We start from the raw sequence: 22,827 nt of genomic DNA, 5'->3' as shown, positions 1-22,827 counted from the left end.
GGACGGTCTCTGGCGCGGCAGCGGCCGCGGGTAGGGACGCTGTGGCCGCCGTCGGCGACGCGGCGGCGGCCATGGCGGCCAGCAGATCGTCCTGATCGGCCAGGGCCGGGGCGATGGCGCCGGTGCGGGCGATAGCGCCGGCGGCGGTGGCGGCACGGCGGTGGAGCGCGGCAGATGGCGGCGCAGCACCGCCATCATTTCATCCACCTCGATCGGCTTGGGAATGAAATCGGTGATGCCGGCCTCGCGGCTGCGTTCGCGCTCGGATTCGAGCACGCCGGCCGTCATGGCGATGATGGGCAGCGTCAGCTGGAGATCCTGGCGCAGGATGCGGGTGGCGGTGAAGCCATCCATCACCGGCATCTGCATGTCCATCAGCACCAGATCGTATTCGTTGGGACGCTGGCGCAGGATGTCCACCGCCTGGCGGCCGTCGCCGGCGATGTCGAGCGTGGCGCCGGCGTGCTCGAGGATGCCGCGCGCCACCGCCTGGTTCAGCAGGTTGTCTTCCACCAGCAGGAAATGCAGGTCGGCCAGCGTGCCGATGATGCCGAGATCGGCCATGCCCGGCTGCTCGTTGTCGCCCTGGGCCACCAGCGCCTGGTGCAGCGCGTCGAACAGGTTGGAGCTGGTGATCGGTTTGACCAGCACCACATCGGCTTCCGGCGCGTGCGAGATTTCCTCCAGCCGGTCGCGCGCGAAGGCGTTCAGCATCACCACGATGGGCTGCGGGCGCGCGCCGGCGGCGGCGCGGATGTTCTTGCCGGTGGCCAGGCCGTCCATGCCCGGCATGTGCCAGTCGACCAGCACCACGTCGTAGGGCTGGCCATTGTCCACGCTCTGGCGGTAGCGGCGCAGCGCGGCTTCGCCGGAATCGACCTCGTCGGCTTGCCAGCCCCAGGCGCGGATCAGGCGCGCCACCAGTTCGCGGCTGGTGCGGTTGTCGTCGGCCACCAGCAGGCGCAGCTGGCCCAGCACCGGCTTGCGCCGCTCGTCGGTCTGGTCGGCCTGGATCTCGAATGGCAGGCTGAACCAGAAAGTCGAGCCCTGCCCCGGCCGGCTGTTGACGGCGATCTGGCCGCCCATCAGGCCGATCAGGCGCTTGGTGATGGCCAGGCCCAGGCCGGTGCCGCCGAAGCGCCGCGTGATGCTCTGGTCGCCCTGCGAGAACGCGTTGAACAACTGGCCCAGCTGGCTTTCGGTCATGCCCATGCCGGTATCGCGCACCTCGAAGCGCAGCAGCGCGCTGGCGGTGTCGCGCGCGCTCAGTTCGACGCTGACCACCACCTCGCCCTGCTCGGTGAACTTGATGGCGTTGCCGGCCAGGTTGACCAGGATCTGCTGCAGGCGCATGGCATCGCCGCGCAGGCGGTTGGGGATGGCGCTGTCGACGCTGATCGCCAGTTCCAGTTCCTTGTCGCCGGCGTTCATGGTCATCACGGTGGCCAGCGCATCCATCACGTCGTTGAGCGCGAAATCGATGGGCGACAGTTCCAGCTTGCTGGCCTCGATCTTGGAGAAGTCCAGCACGTCGTTGAGGATGCCCAGCAGCGACTGGCCGGACACGCGCACCATGTTCAGGTATTTGCGCTGCTGCGGACTGAGCTGGGTATTGCCGAGCAAGTACACCATGCCCAGCACCGCGTTCATCGGCGTGCGGATTTCGTGGCTCATGTTGGCGACGAAATCGCTCTTGGCGCGGTTGGCGGCCTGGGCGCGGTCGCGTTCGCGCTCGAGTTCGACCGCGCGGGTTTCCAGCTCGTGGCGCAGGCGCTGGCGCTCGGTGATGTCGGAAATCACCGCCAGCACCTTGGTGCCCTGGTCGGTGCGCACCGCGCTCAGGTTGACCTCGACCGGGAACTCGCTGCCGTCGCGGCGGCGGCCCAGGGTCGGATTGCCGTCGCCCATGCGCACCGGCTCGGCGCTCAGGCGCTCGGCGAAGAACTGCATGCGGTGCTTGACGTGCTGGCTGCGCAGGCGTTCCGGCACCAGCAGTTCCAGCGGTTGGCCCAGCACCTCGTCGCGCGTGTAACCGAAGCAGCGTTCGCCCTCGCGGTTAAAGGTTTCGATGCGGCCGTCGACGCCGATCACCACGATGGCGTTGGGGGCGAATTCGACCAGGCTTTGCAGGCGCGCGTCGGCCGCCAGGCGTTCGTGCATCAGGTCGTTGAAGGCCGAGGTCAGCTGGCCGACCTCGTCGCGTGCGTGCACTTCCAGCGGCGTGAAGCGGGCCGGTTCGGCACGCAGCGCGACGATGGCGTTGCGCAGCCGTACCAGCGGCGCCATCAAGCGCAAGGTCAGCATGCTGATCAGCATGGCAGTCAGCACGGCCGCCACGCCGCTCCACAGCAGGATGCGGCGGATCACGCCTTCGAACGGCTCGAACGCTTCCTCGGCCGGCAGCGAGGTGGCCAGCAGCCAGTCGACGGTTTTCAGCTGCTTGTAGCTGTTGAGGGTGGGCACGCCCTCGCCCATGCCCCGCACCGTGCCTTCGAAGCCTTCCTCCAGCGCGCGCGCGGTGGCCGGATTGGCGTTGGCGGCGCGCGGCTGCAGCAGGCGCGACACGTCGGGATGCAGCACATACACCGGATGTTCGCCGCGGGTCAGGGCGAAGTAGTAGCCGTCGCGACCGATCTTGGCGGTGCGCAGATGGCCCAGGACGTTGTCCTTGTACAAGCGCAGCACGCCGATCAGCATGCACACCACCTCGCCTTTGTCGTTGAGCACCGGCGCCACCATCTGCACCACCGGCTGCTTGTTGCCGCGGCCGATCAGCGGTTCGCTGATCATCGGCTTGCGCGTGCGCAGCACCGTCTTGAAATAAGCGCGGTCGGAGGCGTCGATGCCGACCCGGCCCGGCACTTCGGGCAGGTCGGAAATCACCTTGCCTTTGGCATCCAGGACAAGCAGGTCGTCGAACAGGGCCAGCACGGCGCGGTTCTGGTAGTAGGCGCGCAGCTTTTCGGTGGAACCGGCCAGCTCGGGCGGCTGGTTGCGGGCCGACAGCGCGATGATGTCGAGCAGCATGGCCAGCTTGTCGTCGAGCTCCTGCGCGGTGCGGTTGATCAGGGCCGTCTGCTGGGTGAACAGCACGCGCGTGTAGTCTTCCTGCATGCGCTGAGTCTGGACCAGCGTGACCAGTCCTATCATCAGCACGGAGGTGATGCTGGTGGCGAGCGCGACTTTAGCCTTGATGCCGAGCGGCTTCATATCATCCTTGGTAGACGGGGCCTTGGATGATTCTCCTATCAAAGAGACAAGTTAGCAAGAAACAAAAAAAGCCGGTGTGTACGATGACACACCGGCCTTGGACAAAGTGCTTAGTTCCGGGCGGCGGCCAGGATCACCTCGGCCACCTTGGCCGGCTGCGACACCATCGGCACGTGGCTGGTCGGCAGCGTGGTGGTGATGGCGTTGATCTTTTTGGCGAATTCCTGTTCCAGTTCCGGCGCGATCATGCGGTCCTTGCTGGCGACGATGTAATAGTTCTGCTTGTTCTTCCAGGCGGCCACGCTGGTGGTCTCGCCGAAGGCCTTGGCGGCGATCGGTCCCTGGGTGGCGGCGATCAGCCTGGCGGTCGCGGGCGCCACGTCCTGGGCGAAGTTGCTGGCGACCGAATCTTCCGGCAGCCAGGCGTAACCGCCGGCGTCGACTTTCAGGGTGGCGATGCCGGGCGGCACGGCGTAGTTCTTGCCGAGGTTGCCGGTGGCTTCACCTTCGGAAGGCGCGAACGCGGCGACGTAGACCAGGGCCTTGATCTTGTCGCTGGTGCCGGCCTGGGTGATCACGGTGCCGCCCCAGGAGTGGCCGACCAGCACCACCTTGCCGCTCTGCGCATCGACCACGCGCTGGGTGGCGGCGACGTCGTCGGCCAGCGAGCTCAGGGGGTTCTGTACCGCCACCACCTTGTAGCCTTTGGCTTGCAGGATAGGGATCACCTTGTCCCAGCTGGAACCGTCGGCGAAGGCGCCGTGCACCAGCACGATGGTGGTGTCGTTGGCTGGGGCGGCGGCGTGGGCGAAAGCGGTGGCGGCCAGCAGGGCGGAAGCGATGATTGCGCGTTTCATGGTCTATCCTTTCAATTGCGCTATTAATTAGCGCGCTAAGTATTTTGGTTGAAAAAACGCGGTAAGTGCCGCGTCGATGGATGAACTATAGCGCACAAATAATTAGTGCGCAAGTTATTTTTGGGGACAGACCACGATTTTGAAATTATTTCAAAATCGTGGTCTGTCCCCGGGCTACGCCAGGTTGTGGTTGAGCTTGCTGAGGTTGCGCATCAGCGCGCTGACTTCGTCGTTGTCGATGTCGCAGGTGGCGGCGAAGTTGCCCGCCACCTTGACCGCTTCCGCACGCAGCGCCTGGCCGGCCGGGGTCAGGCTGAGGATCTTGTTGCGCTCGTCGCGCGGGTCGCGCTGGCGCACCAGGTAGCCTTCCGCCTCCAGCCGCTTGATCACCGGCGTGACCGAACCGGAATCCTGCTGCAGGCGCTGGGCCAGGTCTTTTACGCCGATCCCGTCCCGTTCCCACAGTACCACCATGGCCAGGTATTGCGGATATGTCAATTTCAATGCGGCCAACAACGGCTTGTAGGTCTGGGTCATCTTCAGCGAGGTGCTGTAGATCAGAAAACACAGGTGCTGGTCGAGGGTGGGCGGCTTGGGCAGGGTCATGACCGCTAGCCTAACAAATTATTTTTCGCGGCGCGAATCCAAACGCGATTTTTGCGCCTCTTAGTAGCCGAGGGACTTCCTCAGACTACTCAAGGAGTGCAAAATGTTCTACGTAAAAAATGTACCGGGCCGGGAACGCGTCGTGCGCATCGTGCTGGGCCTGATCGTGGTGTATGCCGGTTTCGCCATGCTGGGCGGCATCTGGGGCACCGTGGTGGCGCTGTCGGCCGCCGGCATCGTCGCTTCCGGCCTGTTCGGTTTCTGCCCGATGTGCGCCATGCTGGGCCGCCGTCTCGACAAAGCCGCCAAGGAAGGCAATCTGAAAAGCCTATGAGCCTCGCCCCACAACATCAGCCGGTACTGGACGCCGCCCACCGCGGCGATCCGCAGGCGCTGTCGCAGCTGCTGCGCCTGTGCCAGCCCGACCTGCGCCGCTATGCGCAACGCAACTGCATGATCGGCGACGTCGACGATGCGGTGCAGGAAGCCCTGCTGGTGTTGTCGCGCAAGCTGTCCTCGGTGCGCATGCTGGCGGCGTTCTCGGGCTGGCTGTTCCAGATCGTCAAGCGCGAGTGTCACCGCCTGGCGCGCAACGCGCTCGGCCACGATCCCTGGGACGACGAACGCGCCGAGCAATGGCTGGCGCGGCAGGATACCGGCACCCTGCGTGCGGAATTGATACACGCGCTCGAATCGCTGCCGGCCGATTACCTGAAAGTGGTGCTGCTGCGCGATTTCGCCGAGATGTCCATAGGAGAAATCTCGGAAGAGACCGGCGACAGCGTCGCCGCCGTCAAAGGCCGCTTGCACCGCGCAAGGCAGCTGATGCGCGAATACCTGATAGGCTAAGTGCGGAATAGCGCCCAAAGCAGGGGCAATGGGCTACACTAGCCGCATGATACGAGAACTTCCAGAGCTGGTTCTACCCGGCGCCACGATCGAGATCCTCAAGGCGAGCTGCGCCTCGTGCAGCATGCACCAGCTGTGCCTGCCGATGGGGCTGGACAACAACGATCTCGAGCGCCTGGACCAGATCATCGGCCGCCGCCGCAAGGTCGCGCGCGGGCAGACGCTGTTCCGTATCGGCGACGCTTTTCAGAATTTGTACGCGATCCGGCTCGGCCATTTCAAGACCTACCAGGTCAACCGCGAAGGCGCGGAGCAGATCACCGGTTTCCAGATGGCCGGCGAGCTGTTGGGCATGGACGCCATCAGCGCCGACCGCCACCATTGCACCGCGGTGGCGCTGGAAGACAGCGAGGTGTGCGAGATTCCGTTCAATACCTTGCAGCAGCTGCTGGCGGAAATGCCAACCTTGCTGCGGCATTTTCACCGCATGATGAGCCAGGAAATCACGCGCGAGCAAAGCGTGATGCTGTTGCTGGGGAATATGCAGGCGACCCAGCGCTTTGCCGCCTTCCTGGTCAACTTGTCGTCGCGCTACGAGGCGCGCGGTTATTCGCCGAACGTGTTCCAGCTGCGCATGTCGCGCGAAGAGATCGGCAACTACCTGGGGCTGACCATCGAAAGCATCAGCCGCCTGTTATCGAAGTTCAAGAAGGAAGGCCTGGTACGCGTCAGCAACCGCGAAATCGAGCTGCTGAACCCGCAAATGCTCAAGGCCATTACCGCAGGCATGGAAACCTGCAGCTAAATCCGGGGTCAGTTCTGCCAATCGCACACGGGCTCTGCCGTAGCGCACGCTACGGCAGAGCCCGTGTGCGATTGGCAGAACTGACCCCGGATTGTTGGCTAGTCCGGCAATAAGGTGATGCCGTGCTCTTTCGGCCAGCGCCAGGCGCCGGCCAGGCGCCAGTCGCGCTGTTCCCCTTCCACCAGCACGATCCAGCGGCTGCGCTCCAACAGCGGCAGGCTGGCGCGGAATTCGCCGTTCGCGTCGGGCCGTACCAGCAGGCGGATATCCTTCTCCGGCAAGGTCGCGTGCGACAAATGGATTTGCAGCGGCCCGCTGTCCTTGCGGTTGATCTGGCCGCGCAGCACGCCGTTGCCGGCATCATAGCCCAAGGTCAGCGACAGGCCCAGCTCGGCCGCCACGCGGTCGCGCTTCAGGTCCTGGTTGATGGCCTTGCCCTGCTTGTAATAGTCGCCGACCACCAGCGCATCCTGCTGGCTGGCGGCCAGCCAGGCGGTATAGATGCCGCCCACCACCACGATCGCCGGCCCGGCCATCAGCAGCCATGGCCAGCGTTCCTTGTACCACGGCGTTTGCGGGTATAGCTCAAAGACGTTCTCGCTCATGATGAAATTCCTTAGCGCGGGACGATGAACACCGCCGATTCCTTGACGTGCAGCGACGCGTCGTCGACTGCTTCCAGTGCCACGTTGATCCTGTTCGAGCCCGGCTTGCCGGCACCATGCGCGGCGCGCAGGCGGATCGGATAAGCCTTGGTCTCGGTCGCCTCCACCCGCACCAGGTCGGGCGTCACCTGGGCCAGCGTGTCCATGCCGCCCACCGTGATCTTATACACATGCGCCTGCTCGGAGGTGTTCATGATCTGCAAGCGGTAGACGTTTTCGATCATGCCGTCCTCCACTTCGCGGCCCATCGAGCCGCGGTCGCGGATCACGTCCAGCTTCAGCGGCATGCGCAGGTACAGCGCGCCCGAGGTGGCCAGCACGATCAGGCCCAGTACCGCGGTGTAGATGCGCACGCGCGGCCGCGTCGCGCGGCGGCGGATTTCGGTCGGCGTCAGATGCTCGTCCATGGCGCGCTCAGTGCTGTAGCGGATCAGGCCGCGCGGCTGGCCGGTCTTGTCCATCACCGTGTTGCAGGCGTCCACGCAGGCGGCGCAGCCTATGCATTCATATTGCAGCCCCTTGCGGATATCGATGCCGGTCGGGCAGACCTGCACGCACAGCGAACAATCGATGCAGGAACCGCCGTTGCCGTTGCTGGTTTTCGACAGCGGGCCGCGCGGCTCGCCGCGCCGGGCGTCGTAGGTGATGATCAGGGTGTCGCGGTCGAACATCGAGCTCTGGAAGCGTGCATATGGACACATGTATTTGCACACCTGCTCGCGCATCCAGCCGGCGTTGCCGTAGGTGGCAAAGCTGTAGAACAGCACCCAGAACCATTCCCACGGGCCGAAGTTCAGCGTCGCCACCTCACCCAGCAGCTGTTGGATCGGCGTGAAGTAGCCGACGAAGGTGAAGCCGGTCCACAGCGCCACCGCGCCCCAGGCCAGGTGCTTGGCGCCCTTGCGGCCGAACTTGTTCAGCGACCACGGCTGGCGCGCCAGCGCAATGCGGGCGCTACGCTTGCCTTCGATCCTGCGTTCGATCCAGAGGAAGATTTCGGTATACACCGTTTGCGGACAGGTAAAGCCGCACCAGACCCGGCCGGCGATCGCCGTCGCCAGGAACAGCAGGTAGGCGGAGATGATCAGCAGCGCCGCCAGATAGATGAAATCCTGCGGCCACAGCACCAGTCCGAAGATGTAGAACTTGCGCGCTCCCAGGTCGAACAGCAGCGCCTGGCGGCCGTTCCACTGCAGCCACGGCGTGCAGTAGAAGGCCAGTTGCGTCAGCCACACGAACAGCCAGCGCAGGCGGGCGTAGCGGCCGTCGATCTCGCGCGGATAGATTTCCTCGCGGGCCGCATACATCTTGATGACTTGTGGCTGCGGCGCGTTCATTTTTCAGGCTCGGCTGGCGCTGGTTGGTTGACGTCGTTCGACAGGCTCCAGACATAGGCCGCCAGCACATGCACCTTGGCGTCGCCGAGGAAATCGCCGAACGCCGGCATGGTGGTGGTGCGGCCCTTGTTGATGGTTTCCTTGATGGTTTCCACGCTGCCGCCGAACAGCCAGATCTTGTCGGTCAGGTTGGGTGCGCCCATGGCCTGGTTGCCCTTGGCGTCGGCGCCGTGGCAGGCCATGCAGGCGCTGAACTTGGTCTTGCCGAACACCGCCTTGATCGGATCGTTGGTCGAACCGGACAAGCTCAGTACGTAGTGGGCGACGTTTTCCACATCCTTGTCGCCGCCGACCGCCGCGCCCATCGGCGGCATGGCGCCGACGCGGCCGTGCAGGATGGTTTCCTTGATGGTTTCCGGCGTGCCGCCGAACAGCCAGTCCTTGTCGGTCAGGTTGGGGAAGCCCTTGTTGCCGCGCGCGTCCGAGCCGTGGCATTGCGCGCAGTAGGTCAGGAACAGCCGCTCGCCGATGGCGTGCGCCTGCGGATCGGCCGCCACCGCCTTCAGGTCCTGCTTCTGGTACTTGGCGAACAGCGGGCCGTAGTCGGCTTCCGCCTTTTTCAGCTCGCCCTGGTATGCGCCGCTGGACTTCCAGCCCAGCTTGCCGGCATACGAGCCCAGTCCCGGATACAGGAACAGATAGGCCAGGCCGAACACGATGGTCAGGTAGAACAGCCACATCCACCAGCGCGGCATGGGCGTGTTCAGTTCGGTCAGATCCTCGTCCCAGACGTGGCCGGTGGTGCTTGCCTTGCCGTCGACGGCGCGCAGCATTTTGACCCTGGATTGCGAGTACAGCAGGATCGCGCAGCCGAGCACGCCGAGCAGGGTCAGCACGACGATATAGCCGTCCCAGAAACCGTTGGTGAAATCAGCCATGGCTGTCCTCCTTGTCGTCGGCAAACGGCAGGCGCGCCGCGGTGGCGAAATCCGCTTCCTGGTGGCCCACGTAGGCCCACCACAGGATGCCGGCAAAGGTGATGAACGAGATCACCGTCATCAGGCTGCTGGCGCTGTCAAACAGGTTGTCCATGCTAGTTCCTCGTCTTGATCAGGGTGCCCAGGCCTTGCAGGTAGGCGACCAGGGCGTCTTCTTCGGTTTTGTCCTTGAGCTGGTCCGGCGCGGCGGCGATGTCGGCGTCGGAGTACGGCACGCCGGTGCGGCGCAGCGCCTTCATCTTCGGCACGATCTCGGCCGGCGCCAGCGCGGTGCGCGCCAGCCACGGATAGTTCGGCATGTTCGATTCCGGCACCACGTCGCGCGGGTTGTTCAGGTGGGTGCGGTGCCATTCATCGGAGTAGCGGCCGCCCACGCGCGCCAGGTCGGGACCGGTGCGCTTGGAACCCCACTGGAACGGGTGGTCGTAGACGAATTCGCCGGCCACCGAGTAGTGGCCGTAGCGTTCGGTCTCGGCGCGGAACGGCCGTACCATCTGCGAATGGCAGTTGTAGCAGCCTTCGCGGATGTAGATGTCGCGGCCGGCCAGGCGCAGCGGCGAGTACGGCTTCAGCCCCGCCACCGGTTCCGTGGTCGATTTCTGGAAGAACAGCGGCGTGATTTCGACGGCGCCGCCGACGCTGACCACCAGCGTCACCAGCGCGATCAGCAGCCAGGGATTTTTCTCTATCCATTCATGGGTGAATTTCATACGATGCTCCGGTGTCAGGCGTGGGCCGGTTGTTCGGCGTGCTCGGCATGCGCGACCTTCAGCGCCGGGATGCGCGCCACAGCGGTGGCGCGGCCGCGCAAGGTCATCCAGGTGTTGTAGGCCATGATGCACATGCCGCTCAGGTACAGCAGGCCGCCGCTGAAGCGCACCACGTAGTAGGGATAGGTGGCCTTCACGCTTTCGGCAAAGGTGTAGGTCAGCGTGCCGTCCGGATTCACCGCGCGCCACATCAGGCCCTGCATCACGCCGGCGATCCACATGGCGGCGATGTACAGCACGATGCCGATGGTGGCGACCCAGAAGTGCAGGTCGATCAGTTTGGTCGAATACATTTTCTGCTCAGCCGCCAGGCGCGGGATGATGTAGTAGATCGAGCCCATGGTGATGAAGCCCACCCAGCCCAGCGCGCCGCCATGGACGTGTGCGATGGTCCAGTCGGTGTAGTGCGACAGCGAGTTGATGGTCTTGATCGACATCATCGGCCCTTCGAAGGTGGCGATGCCGTAGAACGAAAGCGAGACGATCATGAATTTCAGGATCGGATCGGTGCGCAGCTTGTGCCAGGCGCCCGACAGGGTCATCATGCCGTTGATCATGCCGCCCCAGCTCGGCGCCAGCAGCACCAGCGAGAACACCATGCCGAGCGATTGCGTCCAGTCCGGCAGCGCCGTGTAGTGCAGGTGGTGCGGACCGGCCCACATGTAGGTGAAGATCAGCGCCCAGAAGTGCACGATCGACAGGCGGTACGAGTACACCGGACGCTCGGCCTGTTTCGGGATGAAGTAGTACACCATGCCCAGGTAGCCGGCGGTGAGGATGAAGCCCACCGCGTTGTGGCCGTACCACCACTGGATCATGGCGTCCTGCACGCCGGCATACACCGAGTAGGACTTGAAGGCGGAAGCCGGCATGCTCATGCCGTTCACCACATGCAGGATGGTGACGGCGATGATGTAGGCGGCGAAGAACCAGTTGGCGACGTAGATGTGTTTGACCTTGCGCTTGACGATGGTGCCGAAGAACACCACCGCGTAGGCGATCCATACCACCGCGATCAGGATCGAGATCGGCCATTCGAGTTCGGCGTATTCCTTGCCGCGGGTCAGGCCCATCGGCAGGGTGACGACGGCGCTCAGGATCACCGCCTGCCAGCCCCAGAAGGTGAAGGCGGCCAGCTTGTCCGAGAACAGCCGCACCTGGCAGGTGCGCTGCACCACGTAGTAGGAGGTGGCGAACAGGCCGCAGATGCCGAACGCAAAAATGACCGCGTTAGTGTGCAGCGGACGCAAGCGGCCATAGGTCAGCCAGGGTATGTCCAGATTCAGCGCCGGCCAGGCCAGCTGCGCGGCGATGAGCACGCCGACCAGCATCCCGACCACGCCCCAGACTACGGTCGCAATCGCAAATTGCTTGACGACCTTGTAGTTGTAGTGTTGATCCAATTTTGTTCTCCCCAGAACACTTTGATGATGTAAGCCAAAGGTTACTGAGCGGGGGGGCAAAAATCCTTGATATGGATCAAAATTCGCCGGATCGCTGCTGCTCCGAAGGAGGGAGGTCGTCGTCCTGGAGGATGCGCAGCGCCGGGCCGACCAGGTCGTCGAACTGGCCGTCGTCGGAGGCGCGAAAGAAGATCCACAGCGCGGCAAACACCAGTGCCACGCTGAGCGGGATGAGCAGGTAGAGCGCTTCCATCAGCGGCCTCCACGCAGGCGCAGCGCGTTCAGCACCACCACGGCGGAACTGGCCGCCATGCCGACGCCGGACAGCCAGGGATTCAGCAGTCCCGCCGCCGCCGCCGGAATTGCGATCAGGTTGTAGACCGTGGCCCAACCGAGGTTCTGGCGGATCACGCGCATGGTGTGTTCGGCCACGCGCGCGCTGTCGGCCACCGCGCCTATGCGGCCGTTGAGCAGCACCGCGTCCGCGTGCGCCTGCGCCAGCGCGGCGCCGCCGCCCATGGCGAAGGAGACGTCGGCCGCGCCCAGTACGGCGGCGTCGTTGATGCCGTCGCCGATCATCGCCACCACGCAGCCGCGCCGCTGCAGCTGCTGCACGAAGTTCAGCTTGTCGGCCGGCAGATAGCCGCCGACCGTGGTTTCGATGCCCAACTGATCGCCGACACGGCGCGCCAGCACATCGTCATCGCCGCTGACCAGCACCACCGTCTTGCCGTGCCGGCGGAAATAGTCGACCGTGTCTTGCGCATCGGGGCGAATGCCGTCCTGCAGGTGAAAGCAGGCCAGCCATTGTCCATCGACGCCGAGGTACACCGGCGTGACGTCGGCGGGAGCCTCGCGCGGCGGCGCCGAGCCGCTGATCGCCGCCACATACTGCGCGCTGCCCAGACGGTAGCGGCGGTTGTGCACCAAGCCTTCGAGTCCGCAGCCCGGTGTTTCGCTCAGCGCCGCCGCGTGCCAGTGCTGATGTCCGGCGTCGGCCTGGGCAGCGGCAGCGAGGATGGCGTGCGCCAGCGGATGCGCGCTGCCGGCTTCCAGCGCGGCCGCGACCTGCAAGCAGAAATCCGCGCGCATCGCGCCCAGTTCCACTGTCTGCTGCAGCACCGGCCGGCCCCAGGTCAGCGTGCCGGTCTTATCGAGCACGATGTGGGTGGCACGGTGCAGCGTCTCCAGCGTTTGCGGGCCGGTGACCAGGACGCCCTGACGCAGCAGGCGGTCGGTGGCGGCGGCCAGTGCGGTCGGTGTGGCCAGCGACAGCGCGCACGGGCAGGACACCACCAGCACCGCGATGGCGATCGGCCAGGCGCGCACCGCGCTGCCATCGATCCAGTACCAGAAGCCGAATGTGGCCAGCGCGAACAGCAGCAGGCCGGCGACGAACCAGGCGGCCACACGGTCGGCCCACAGGGCGATGCGCGGCTTTGCGCCGCTGGCGCGGTTGATCAGCTTTACCAACTCGGACAAGGTGCTGTCCTGCGCGCGCCGGCTGACGCGGGCGACGATGGCGCTGCCGGCGTTGATGGCGCCGCCGGGGATGGCGTCGCCCTCGCTCCTGGGTACCGGTACGCTCTCCCCGCTCAGCAGGGACAGGTCGATCGAGGTGCGGCCTGAGACGATCACGCTGTCGGCCGGCACGGCTTCGCCGGGCTTGATCAGTACGTGGTTGTCCACAGCCAGCGCCGCCGCGCGCACGATGGTGGCGGCCTGGCTGTCCGGGTAGTGTTCCAGCAGCGAGGCCGATGCCGGCAGCGCGTGCTGCAATCGCTCCAGCGCGGCGCCGGCCTTGCGGCGGGCACGCAGTTCCAGAAAGCGGCTGCACAGCAGCAGGAAGATGAACATGGTCACCGAGTCGAACCAGACGTCGCCCTTGCCGCGGAAGGTGGCCAGCACGCTGGCGCCGAAAGCGGCGGCGATGCCCAACGCCACCGGCACGTCCATGCCCGGAGCGCGCGCGCGCAGACTGGCCAGGGCGCCGCGCCAGAACGGCAGCGCCGAGTAGCAGATTGCCGGTAGCGTCAGCAGCAGGCTGGCCCAGCGCATCAGCGTGGCCATGCTGTCATCCAGCGTGCCGTCTTCGGCCAGATAGGCGGGGGCGACGTACATCATCACCTGCATCATCGACAGGCCGGCGACGAACAGCTGGCGGCCGAGGGTTTTGGTGGCGCGGCGCTGCTGGTCGGCATGGCGGCCGACGTCGTAGGGATAGGCGGCGTAGCCGATGCCGTGCAGCGCGCCGAGGATGTCGCCCGGCTGGCAGGCGTCCTTGCGCCAGCGGACGTAGAGTTTTTCGGTGGCGACGTTGAGCTGCGCGCACTCCACGCCGGGCAGGCGCAGCAGGCGCTGTTCGATCAGCCACACACAGGCGGCGCAGCGTATGCCTTCCACGGTGATGGTGGATTCACGGCTGTCTTCATCAAGGGCGAAGCGCGGATCGGTGTTGTCGTACAGTTGCAGTTCCGGCGGCAGCTGTTGCGCGCCGTCGGCGCTGTTGGCGTAGGCGGTGCGCTCGCGGTAGTAGCCTGCCTGCCCAAGATCGACGATGGTCTGCGCCACCGCCGCGCAACCGGGGCAGCACATGGGGCGCTGGACCTGGTCGATCAGCACCGTCCAGCTGGCGTCATCGGGCAGCGCCTGGCCGCAATGGTAGCAGGGCTTGAGGGCCGCGTCGTTCAATGGTTTGGTGTGAGGCATAAGATGTCCATCCATTCCGGCGTAACGCCGCCGGCAGCGCGGGCAAGCCCGATAACGCCGAAACCCAGCACCAGCAGGCCGCAGGCGATGCGCACATGGCGCTGCCGCATGGCGTGCTGCAGGCGCGCGCCGAGCAGGCCGAGGGCGGTCAGCATCGGCAGCGTACCCAGGCCGAAAGCCAGCATGGTGGCGGCGCCGCTCACGGCCGAACCGCTCAGCAGCGCGGTGGTCAGGGCGCTGTAGACCATGCCGCATGGGAGCCAGCCCCACAGGGAGCCGAGGGCGAAGGATTTGGCGGGCGTATCGGCGGGCATCAGCTGTTTCATGGCGGGGCCGATGGCGGGTTGGGCGCGCTGCCACAGCACGCGGCCGCCCCGCTCCAGCATCGCCAGACCGCGCCAGGCGTTCATCAGGTGCAGGCCCAGCGCGATCAGCATCAGGTTGGCCAGCCAGTAGAAGCTCAGCTGCACACCCGCCACCGCCGCCATGCTGCGCGCGCCTTCGGCCAGGCCGCCGGCCAGCGCTCCCGCTGTCATATAGCTGGCGATGCGGCCGGCGTTGTAGGACAGGATGTATCCCCTGTCATTCCCGCGCGCGCGGGAATCCATAACCGGCCCCCGTGCGGTCCGCCGAAGCGGAATCACGGGCTGGCGGACAGCGGAGATGGCGGTCACGATGCCGCCACACATGCCGGCGCAATGGACGCTGCCTGCCAGGCCCACGAGAAACACCGGCAGTAGCTGCGCCCCGTTCATCGCATCCTCAGATCGTCTTCGAATAGCGCAGCGGTTGCGGCGCGATGTCGTGCGCCACGCCGAGGTAGCGGTCGAACACCATGCAGATATTGCGGATCAGCAGACGTCCGCGCGGCGTCACCGAAATCCATTCGTCGTCGATGGTGATCAGGCCATCGTCCTCGAACGCTTTCAGCTTCAGCAGCTCCAGCGCGAAATACTGGCGGAATTTGATCGGAAAACCCTGTTCGATCGACGACATCGACAGCTCGAAATTGCACATCAGTTTCTGGATCACGATACGCCGCAGCAGATCGTCGTTATCGAGCTTGATGCCGCGCGTGATCGGCAGCACGCCGCTTTCGAGCTTTTCGTAATATGCTTCCAGCGTCTTCTCGTTCTGGCTGTAGGTGGCGCCGATGGCGCTGATGGCCGACACGCCGCAGGAAATCAGCTCCGACTCGGCGCGCGTCGAATAACCCTGAAAGTTGCGCTGCAAACGGCCCTGGCGCTGCGCCACCGCCAGCTCGTCATCCGGCTTGGCGAAATGGTCCATGCCGATGTAGATGTAACCGGCGTCGCACAGGCGGCGGATGCACATCGCCAGCAGTTCCAGCTTCACCGGTGCCGGCGGCAGATCCGCCTCCGCGATGCGCCGCTGCGGCTTGAAGATGTGCGGCAGGTGCGCATAGTTGTACAGCGCGATGCGATCCGGATCGGCGGCGATCACCTTGTCCAGCGTCTGCGCCATGCTGTCCATGGTCTGTTTGGGCAGGCCGTAAATCAGATCGATGCTGATCGAGCGGAAGCCGGCATCGCGCGCCGCCTGCATCACCGCCCGCGTTTCCGCTTCCGGCTGGATGCGGTTGACCGCCTTCTGCACCTCCGGATCGAAATCCTGCACGCCCAGGCTGATGCGATTGAAGCCCTGCTTGCGCAGGCTGTGCACGCGTTCCACGCTGACCGTGCGCGGATCGATCTCGATCGAGTACTCGCCGTGCGCGTCGTCGGCGAAATCGAAGTTGGCGTGCAGGTGCGTCATCAGGTCGCCCATCTGCTTGTCGCTCAGGTAGGTCGGCGTGCCGCCACCGAAGTGCAGTTGCTCGATCTGGCCGATGCCATCGAATAAACGGCCCTGCATGTCGATTTCCTGCTTCAGGTAACCGAGATAGGTGGCCGCCTTGCTGTGGTCCTTGGTGACGATCTTGTTGCAGCCGCAGTAGTAGCAGACGGTGTCGCAGAACGGAATGTGGATGTACAGCGATAAGGGCCGGCGGCTGCGGCGCATGCGCAGGCTGGCCACCGCTTCCAGGAACTGGCCGTAGCCGAAATCGTTCAGGAAGCGGTCCGCGGTCGGATACGAGGTGTAGCGTGGCCCGGACTGACTCAGTTTGCCGATGATGGCGGCGTCGAATTCAACGGGCGGGAAAGGCGTATGCATAATCTTGTCGCCGGCTTCAAGCGGCCAGGCGCTTCACGGTTGAGGGCTGCGGGGCGGCCGCGCGGGCGGCGCGGGAGCGCGTCGGGCCGAACTTGAACAGGCTGACCGCCTGCGTCAGGCCGCCGGCTTCCAGCGCCAGGCTGGCGGTGGCGGCGGCCGCTTCTTCCACCAGCTGGGCATTCTGCTGCGTGACCTGGTCCATGTGGGCGATGGCCGAGTTGACCTGGTCGACGCCGATGCTTTGTTCGTGCGAGGCGATCGAAATCTCCTTCATGATCGCGGTCACCTGCTGGACCGAGGCCACCACTTGCTTCATGGTGGCGCCGGCGCGGTCCACCTGTGCCATGCCGGCGCTGACCTTGCCGACCGAGACGTCGATCAGCTTCTTGATGTCCTTGGCGGCGGTGGCGCTGCGTTGCGCCAGGTTGCGCACCTCGCCGGCGACCACGGCGAAGCCGCGGCCTTGTTCGCCGGCGCGCGCCGCTTCCACCGCGGCGTTCAGCGCCAGGATGTTGGTCTGGAAGGCGATACCTTCGATCAGGCCGATGATATCGACGATCTTGCGCGAGGAGTTGTTGATCTCGTCCATGGTGGCGATGACGTCGGCGACGATCTCGCCGCCCTGCACCGCCACGCTGGAGGCGTTTTGCGCCAGCCGGTTGGCCTGCTCGGAATTGTCGGCATTCTGCTTGACGGTGGAGGAGAACTGCTCGACGCTGGACGCGGTTTCCTCCAGGCTGGCCGCCTGCGCTTCGGTGCGGCCGGACAGGTCGGCATTGCCGGCGGCGATCTGGCGCGTGGCCACCGCCATGGTTTCGACATTCACGCGCACGTCGCGGATGGTGGCGATCAGGTTGTTGTTCATCTGTTCGAGGGCGCGCAGCAACTGGCCCACTTCGTCGGTGGCGTCGGTCTCGAAGGAGCCGGACAGGTCGCCGGCGGCGATCGCGCGCGCACCCAGCAACGCGCGGTTCAGCGGCTGCAGTACCGAGACGCGCAGGGTGTACCACAGGAAGACGTTGATCAGCAGGCCGAGGAAGGTGGCGGCAAAGATGCCGTAGCTGTTGGCGGCGTGGCCGTTCATCAGCGCCGCGGCGCAGACGATCACCTGCAGCACGTTGACCACGCTGGTGGCGGCCCAGATGCGGAAGCCCAGCGACACGTGACTCAGGCGCGACAGCAGTGTGCCGGCACCGGAATGGATCACCTGGCCGTTCTTGATGCGGATGCCGTGGTTGGCGTCGGTGCGGATCGCGCGGTAAGCCTGTTCGGCGCGGGCCACCTGGCCGCGTTCGGCACGGGTGCGCACCGACATGTAGCCGATGGTGCGGCCAGCCTCGCGGATCGGGGTGATGTTGGCGCGCACCCAGTAGTAGTCGCCGTTCTTGCAGCGGTTCTTGACCATGCCGGTCCACGGCGTGCCGGCCTCGATCGAAGCCCACAGGTCGGCGAACGCTTCGGACGGCATGTCCGGATGGCGCACGATGTTCTGCGGGGCACCCAACAATTCCTCTTCGCTGAAGCCGCTGATCTGGGTGAAGTACGGATTCACATAGGTGATGTTGCCGCTCAGGTCAGTCTTGGAGACGATGGCCTGATCTTCCAGAACTTCGATTTCGCGATTGGTGACAGGTTGATTGTTGCGCATAGAGATACCCCTCCGACGTGTTTTATTGCTTTGTCGCAATACAATATGGTCAGTTTACGGAGTACCACCGTCAAATTTATTGATGTAGATCAAATTTCCCCGGATTGGAGCGCGTCTGCCCGCGACCGGGGAGGCCGCATGCCAGCGTTCCATAAGCCGATCATGTAGGTCAGCGCCGGCGAACAGGGCGAGCCAGGCGGCGGCGACCAATGCGCCGGGCTTACTTCTTGATAACGCGCAGAAGCTTGCCGCCCAGCGTGACCACGGCCAGCACCAGGCCGCCGGCGATCACGCCGGTGATGGCGTCCAGCAGGCTGGGAGTGATGACGGCCAGTGCCGCGCCAACCGCCGGGACGGCGGCGGCCGCTTCGGTGACGTGGTGGATGGGTTCATGGGCGAACGGCAGGCCGTGGGTCAGGATGCCGCCGCCGACGGTGAACATGGCCACGGTGCCGACCACGCCCAGCAGCTTCATCAGCTTGGGCGCCGCGCTCAGCAGTACGCGGCCGAGGGCGCGCACAGCCGCGCCGCCGCGCTTGCTCAGGTAGAGGCCGGCGTCGTCCATCTTGACGATGGCCGCCACCAGGCCGTACACGCCGACCGTCATCACGATGGCGATGCCGACCACCACCGTCACCTGTTGCAGAAACGGCGCGTCGGCCACGGTGCCGAGCGCGATCACGATGATTTCGGCCGAGAGGATGAAATCGGTGCGTACGGCGCCCTTGATCTTGTCTTTCTCCAGCGCCATCAGGTCGGCATCGGGATCGGCCAGGGCGACGGCCAGTTCGGCCTTGTGCACCTCGTCGTCGCCGTGCAGCAGGCTGTGCGAGATTTTTTCGAAGCCTTCGAAACACAGGTACAGGCCGCCCACCATCAGCAGCGGCGTGATGGCCCACGGCGCGAACGCGCTGATCGCCAGCGCGGCCGGCACCAGGATGGCCTTGTTCTTCAGCGAGCCCACGCCCACCGCCCACACCACCGGCAGCTCGCGCTCGGCGCGCACGCCGGCCACCTGCTCGGCGTTCAGCGCCAGGTCGTCGCCCAGCACGCCGGCGGTTTTCTTGGCCGCCATCTTGCTCATCAAGGCGACGTCGTCGAGGATGGTGGCGATGTCGTCGATGAGTGCCAACAAGCTGGAACCGGCCATGGTGATGCTCCCTGAATAATGTAGTTTTGCTGGCAATATTAACCCATGCCGGGAGCGCTACGATACGGATACGATGCGCGCTACAATGCGATAACCCTTGATTATTGGAAATTCGCATGAGCTTTGCCACTTGGATCACGTTTTTTGTCGCCGCCTGCATCATTGCCGTTTCGCCGGGATCGGGGGCGGTGTTGTCGATGTCGCATGGCCTGTCGTATGGCGTGCGCCGCACCAGCGCCACCATCTTCGGCTTGCAGAGCGGTTTGCTGCTGATTTTCTTCATCGCCGGCGCGGGTGTCGGCTCGCTGCTGATGGCGTCGGAAGTGGCGTTCAACGTGGTCAAGACGGTCGGTGCGCTGTACCTGATTTACCTGGGTTTCAGCCAGTGGCGCGCCAAGGTCAAGATCAGCGAGGAACGCCATGCCGAGATGGTGGTGCCGACCATCAAGCGTCGCTTTCTGACCGGGTTCCTGACCAATGCCACCAACCCGAAAGGCATCATCTTCATGGTGGCGGTATTGCCGCAGTTCATTACGCATGACGCGCCGCTGCTGCCGCAACTGCTGATCCTGGCCGTGACCATGTGCTGCATCGACCTGGTGGTGATGCATAGCTATGCTTTCCTGGCGTCATCCATGCAGCGTTTCTTCCGTGATGCCGGCGCGGTCAAAAAGCAGAACCGCGTGTTCGGCGGCTTGCTGATGGCGATCGGCGCCGCGCTGTTTTTTGTCAAGCGTGGCGGCGCGCACGCTTGAATTGCAATTATTTGTAACCCCTGTAGTCGGACTGCAAGGTGCGGCGTTAAATCAGTGATAAACAAGGAGACGCTGCAATGAAGATCATCCGTACCGCCGTGCTGGCCGCCTTGGCCGGCTATAGCGCCTGGGCGCTGGCCGACCCGCCGGTCATGGTCGGACGCATTTCCAGCGTCCAGGGACAGGTCACCCTGGTGGGCGACGATGAGCCGGTGGCGGCATCGTTGAACTGGCCGGTGACGGCCAACAACCACATCAACACCGCCAGCGGCGCGCGCACCGAATTCCGCGTCGGCTCGACGGCGGTGCGCGTCGATGGTGATTCCGACCTGGAAATCACCGCCATGGATGACGATCTGCTGCGTTTGCGGCTGAATTACGGCAGCGTCAGCATCAACGTGCGCAGTCCCGAGCTGCTGCGCGATTTCGAGCTGACCACGCCGCAGGCCCGCATCACCCTGCTGGAGCCGGGCGTGGTGCGCGTCGATGTAGACCGCACGCCGGATACCAGCCAGGTCAGCGTCATGGCCGGCAGCGCGCGCGTGGAAGGCGCCGGTTCGTCGGTCGTGGTCAACAATGGCCGTCATGTCGACATCACGCCCGAGGACGTGCGCACCAGCGTCGCCCGCCGCGACGGCTTCGACATCTGGGCCGACAATCAGGACCGCAACTATCAGAATGCCGTGACCACCACGCGTTTCGTCTCGACCGGCATGACCGGCTACGAGGAACTGGACCGCAACGGCACCTGGGTGGACAACGTCGAATACGGGCCGCTGTGGACGCCGCGCAATGTCGCGCTGGACTGGGCGCCGTACCGCGACGGCCAGTGGATCTGGCTGGCGCCATGGGGCTGGACCTGGGTCGACAACGCGCCGTGGGGCTATGCGCCGTCGCACTACGGGCGCTGGGTGTTCGTCAATCGCCGCTGGTGCTGGGCGCCGGGACGTCCGGTCGGACGGCCGGCCTGGGCGCCGGCGCTGGTCGGCTGGGTCGGTGGCAATGCCGGGCCGCACCATGGGGGACCGGGGCTGGGCTGGTATCCGCTGTCGCCGCGCGACCGCTACGTGCCGAATTTCCGCGCGTCGGCCGAATACGAACGGCGCGTGACCTGGACCCACAACGGCAGACCATTCGCTCCGCAAGCGCAGCACGACGACCGCCGCGACGGCCTGACCATGCTGCCGCGCGAGCAATTCGAAGGCCGGCGCAACATCGCCGTGCATCGCGGCGCGCAAGTGATCCCGGCGCCGAACGTAATCCGCACCGCGACGCCGGTGGCGCCGCCGCAGCCGCCGCGCGTGCTGAGCACCAACCGTGGCGGCATGGGCGACCGCGACCATGACGGCATACCCGACCGCTTCGACCGCAATGATGGACGCAACGAGGTTCGTCATGACGGCCGCGGCGACGGCCGTAACGACTGGCGCAATGATGGCCGCAATGACCGCCCCGGCCGTGTGCTGACGGCGCCGTCGCAGCCGGTGCCGGTGCCGGTGCCGGCGCAGCAGCCGCGCGGCCAGATCAGCACACTGGCGCCGGGCCAGTTCGGCGAGCGCGACTCGCGGCCACAGACCATCAATCCGAACGACGTGCGTGTCGACATTTACTCACGCGGTCATCAGCGTACACCGGGCGTGGCGCAGCCGCAGACGCAGGTGGCGCCAGCACCGGTGCTGCAGGTGAGTCCGCCGCAGCAGCAGCCCGCGCCGCAACAGCAACCACAGCCGCCGCGCGACCGCGACCGTTTCGACCGCGGCGACGAAGGCCAGCGGCGTTTCCGTCCGCAGGAAGACCGCGAGCAGCGTGAACAACGTCAGCCGCAACAGCCGCCGCGCCAGTTCAATCCGCCGCCGGCGCCGGCGCAGCAGCCGCAGCCTCAAGCCCAGCCGCGTCCCGAGCCACGCCAGTTCACGCCGCCGCCGGCGCCCCAGCCGCAAGTGCAACCGGCCCCGCGTGAGAACCGCGAACAGCGCCGCGAAGAACACGAGCGCGGCGACCGTCGCCACCAGAACCAGCAATAAACTCCGGGGTCAGGTCTTCCATTGCGTCACGGGCTCTGCCGTAGCGACTGCTACGGCAGAGCCCGTGACGCAATGGAAGACCTGACCCCGGATTAGGTTTGCGCTTTGAGGCGCAGGCGGGCGCGCCATTCGCCCAGCGCCGAGAGGGCACCCTGGAATTCGCGTTCGATCAGGTCGGCTTCGGCGGCGGTGACTTTGCCGTCCAGCAGGGCGGTGGAGACGGCTTCCGCGACCGCGCCCACCTGGCTCATCACTTTGCACACGGTCTGTGACAGGTCGTCTTCGCTGATCGTGTCCGGCGCCGGCACCACGAAGGCGGCCATGCCGTGGCGTACCAGCAATGCGTGCAGCGGCAGGTGGGCGTCCGCCACGCCGGCCTTGTGGCACAGGTCCACCACGGTCGAGACTTCTTCAAACGAGGGGTAGTGCGAGGCGATCGACGGCGCCAGCTTGTTGCGCAGGACGTTGACCGAGATCCCCATTTCCTGCGCCAGCGCGTCGATGCCGCCGGGGTAGCTGCGCGCCACCTTGTAGAGCGCGTCGTGCTGATTCATGTCCAGATATTTGCGAGTCATGGTGAAGCGTGCCTTTTATTACCGATGCAACCGCGATCGCGCGGCGCTATGCTGTTTTTCATTCAACTACTTGGTGAAAAGACATCATGAAGTCTCTTCGATCCGCGCTGATCCTGGCACTCTGCCTGGCCTTGGCCGGCAATGTGCCCGCAGCCCCCCATTCTGGCACATCGTCGTCGTTCAAAAGTGGTTTTTCTCGCAACACGTCCGCGCACAGCCGGCCGACGCCGCCGCCCGCCAGCCGGCAGAGCGGTCCCGGCGCGTTCGGCCAGCAGGCCGGCTCGCCCGCGT

Annotated in this window: 22 protein-coding genes; 5 read left to right on the top strand and 17 right to left on the bottom strand. The window is 65.3% G+C overall.

The features are described 5' to 3' along the window. The 3 genes from E4L98_RS20885 to E4L98_RS20875 all read right to left on the bottom strand — a co-directional run. A partial coding sequence (locus E4L98_RS20885; protein WP_135203469.1) for a PAS domain-containing hybrid sensor histidine kinase/response regulator family protein occupies positions 1 to 3,210 on the bottom strand: 3,210 nt, incomplete at its 3' end. 110 nt (positions 3,211 to 3,320) lie between these two features. After that, positions 3,321 to 4,067, bottom strand: coding sequence for an alpha/beta fold hydrolase (locus E4L98_RS20880; RefSeq protein WP_135203468.1), 747 nt, complete (start codon positions 4,065 to 4,067; stop codon positions 3,321 to 3,323). A 174-nt stretch (positions 4,068 to 4,241) separates the two neighbouring features. Beyond that, positions 4,242 to 4,673, bottom strand: a complete 432-nt coding sequence (locus tag E4L98_RS20875) for a MarR family winged helix-turn-helix transcriptional regulator (RefSeq protein ID WP_135203467.1) — start codon at positions 4,671 to 4,673, stop codon at positions 4,242 to 4,244. A 103-nt stretch (positions 4,674 to 4,776) separates the two neighbouring features. Here E4L98_RS20875 and E4L98_RS20870 point away from each other — a divergent pair, with 103 nt between their 5' ends. Genes E4L98_RS20870 through fnr form a run of 3 tightly spaced genes read left to right on the top strand, consistent with a single transcriptional unit; the run spans position 4,777 to position 6,327 of the window. Then, the gene (locus tag E4L98_RS20870) at positions 4,777 to 5,007 is read left to right on the top strand and encodes a YgaP family membrane protein (protein WP_135203466.1); all 231 of its coding nucleotides are present in this window, start codon (positions 4,777 to 4,779) and stop codon (positions 5,005 to 5,007) included. Continuing rightward, positions 5,004 to 5,522, top strand: coding sequence for an RNA polymerase sigma factor (locus tag E4L98_RS20865; RefSeq protein WP_135203465.1), 519 nt, complete (start codon positions 5,004 to 5,006; stop codon positions 5,520 to 5,522). The genes E4L98_RS20870 and E4L98_RS20865 overlap by 4 nt, the downstream gene beginning before the upstream one ends. Positions 5,523 to 5,568: 46 nt before the next feature. Further along, complete coding sequence (fnr, locus tag E4L98_RS20860) at positions 5,569 to 6,327, top strand: fumarate/nitrate reduction transcriptional regulator Fnr (RefSeq protein ID WP_135203470.1); 759 nt, start codon at positions 5,569 to 5,571, stop codon at positions 6,325 to 6,327. Positions 6,328 to 6,425: 98 nt separating this feature from the next. Here fnr and E4L98_RS20855 read toward each other — a convergent pair whose 3' ends face one another. The 12 genes from E4L98_RS20855 to E4L98_RS20800 form a co-directional block, all read right to left on the bottom strand. Beyond that, the gene (locus tag E4L98_RS20855; protein WP_135203464.1) at positions 6,426 to 6,932 is read right to left on the bottom strand and encodes a FixH family protein; all 507 of its coding nucleotides are present in this window, start codon (positions 6,930 to 6,932) and stop codon (positions 6,426 to 6,428) included. Between the two features lie 11 nt (positions 6,933 to 6,943). Then, on the bottom strand, positions 6,944 to 8,329 hold the full coding sequence (gene ccoG, locus E4L98_RS20850; RefSeq protein ID WP_135203463.1) for a cytochrome c oxidase accessory protein CcoG: 1,386 nt from the start codon (positions 8,327 to 8,329) through the stop codon (positions 6,944 to 6,946). Continuing rightward, positions 8,326 to 9,267, bottom strand: a complete 942-nt coding sequence (ccoP, locus tag E4L98_RS20845; RefSeq protein WP_135203462.1) for a cytochrome-c oxidase, cbb3-type subunit III — start codon at positions 9,265 to 9,267, stop codon at positions 8,326 to 8,328. The genes ccoG and ccoP overlap by 4 nt, the downstream gene beginning before the upstream one ends. After that, on the bottom strand, positions 9,260 to 9,421 hold the full coding sequence (locus E4L98_RS20840) for a cbb3-type cytochrome oxidase subunit 3 (protein WP_135203461.1): 162 nt from the start codon (positions 9,419 to 9,421) through the stop codon (positions 9,260 to 9,262). The genes ccoP and E4L98_RS20840 overlap by 8 nt, the downstream gene beginning before the upstream one ends. 1 nt (position 9,422) lies before the next feature. After that, the gene (gene ccoO / locus E4L98_RS20835; protein WP_135203460.1) at positions 9,423 to 10,037 is read right to left on the bottom strand and encodes a cytochrome-c oxidase, cbb3-type subunit II; all 615 of its coding nucleotides are present in this window, start codon (positions 10,035 to 10,037) and stop codon (positions 9,423 to 9,425) included. A gap of 14 nt (positions 10,038 to 10,051) precedes the next feature. After that, entirely contained in the window at positions 10,052 to 11,500 is a 1,449-nt protein-coding gene (gene ccoN, locus E4L98_RS20830) for a cytochrome-c oxidase, cbb3-type subunit I (protein WP_135203459.1), read from the bottom strand. Positions 11,501 to 11,576: 76 nt separating this feature from the next. Beyond that, a complete protein-coding gene (gene ccoS / locus E4L98_RS20825; protein ID WP_135203458.1) occupies positions 11,577 to 11,753 on the bottom strand; it encodes a cbb3-type cytochrome oxidase assembly protein CcoS in 177 nt (58 codons plus the stop codon). Continuing rightward, the gene (locus E4L98_RS20820) at positions 11,753 to 14,209 is read right to left on the bottom strand and encodes a heavy metal translocating P-type ATPase (protein ID WP_135203457.1); all 2,457 of its coding nucleotides are present in this window, start codon (positions 14,207 to 14,209) and stop codon (positions 11,753 to 11,755) included. Before E4L98_RS20820 ends, ccoS begins: the two co-directional genes overlap by 1 nt. Next, complete coding sequence (locus tag E4L98_RS20815) at positions 14,188 to 14,964, bottom strand: sulfite exporter TauE/SafE family protein (RefSeq protein ID WP_135203456.1); 777 nt, start codon at positions 14,962 to 14,964, stop codon at positions 14,188 to 14,190. The genes E4L98_RS20820 and E4L98_RS20815 overlap by 22 nt, the downstream gene beginning before the upstream one ends. Before the next feature lie 7 nt (positions 14,965 to 14,971). Beyond that, on the bottom strand, positions 14,972 to 16,384 hold the full coding sequence (gene hemN / locus E4L98_RS20810; protein WP_135203455.1) for an oxygen-independent coproporphyrinogen III oxidase: 1,413 nt from the start codon (positions 16,382 to 16,384) through the stop codon (positions 14,972 to 14,974). A 16-nt stretch (positions 16,385 to 16,400) separates the two neighbouring features. Continuing rightward, positions 16,401 to 18,032 carry a methyl-accepting chemotaxis protein gene (locus E4L98_RS20805; RefSeq protein ID WP_135203454.1) on the bottom strand — a complete coding sequence of 544 codons (1,632 nt, stop codon included), beginning with the start codon at positions 18,030 to 18,032 and terminating at the stop codon, positions 16,401 to 16,403. Between the two features lie 220 nt (positions 18,033 to 18,252). Continuing rightward, positions 18,253 to 19,182 (bottom strand): DUF808 domain-containing protein, encoded by a 930-nt coding sequence (locus E4L98_RS20800; protein ID WP_135203453.1) that lies wholly within the window; start codon positions 19,180 to 19,182, stop codon positions 18,253 to 18,255. A 116-nt stretch (positions 19,183 to 19,298) separates the two neighbouring features. Here E4L98_RS20800 and E4L98_RS20795 point away from each other — a divergent pair, with 116 nt between their 5' ends. Both E4L98_RS20795 and E4L98_RS20790 read left to right on the top strand, forming a co-directional pair. Next, positions 19,299 to 19,937, top strand: a complete 639-nt coding sequence (locus E4L98_RS20795; RefSeq protein ID WP_135203452.1) for a LysE family transporter — start codon at positions 19,299 to 19,301, stop codon at positions 19,935 to 19,937. Positions 19,938 to 20,014: 77 nt separating this feature from the next. Next, a complete protein-coding gene (locus tag E4L98_RS20790; RefSeq protein WP_135203451.1) occupies positions 20,015 to 21,961 on the top strand; it encodes a DUF6600 domain-containing protein in 1,947 nt (648 codons plus the stop codon). A 92-nt stretch (positions 21,962 to 22,053) separates the two neighbouring features. On the opposite strand, the gene E4L98_RS20785 is transcribed toward E4L98_RS20790, so the two are convergent. Both E4L98_RS20785 and E4L98_RS30410 read right to left on the bottom strand, forming a co-directional pair. Then, the gene (locus E4L98_RS20785; protein WP_135203450.1) at positions 22,054 to 22,536 is read right to left on the bottom strand and encodes a phage regulatory CII family protein; all 483 of its coding nucleotides are present in this window, start codon (positions 22,534 to 22,536) and stop codon (positions 22,054 to 22,056) included. A 58-nt stretch (positions 22,537 to 22,594) separates the two neighbouring features. Continuing rightward, positions 22,595 to 22,827, bottom strand: a 233-nt coding sequence (locus E4L98_RS30410; protein WP_205746793.1) for a hypothetical protein, incomplete at its 5' end; no start/stop codon positions are given.

The organism is Duganella callida (assembly GCF_004614165.1).
Classification (GTDB): Bacteria; Pseudomonadota; Gammaproteobacteria; order Burkholderiales; family Burkholderiaceae_D; genus Rugamonas; species Rugamonas callida.
The sequence above is the reverse complement of the archived record's forward strand: the minus strand, read 5'-3'. Positions and strand labels throughout refer to the sequence as shown.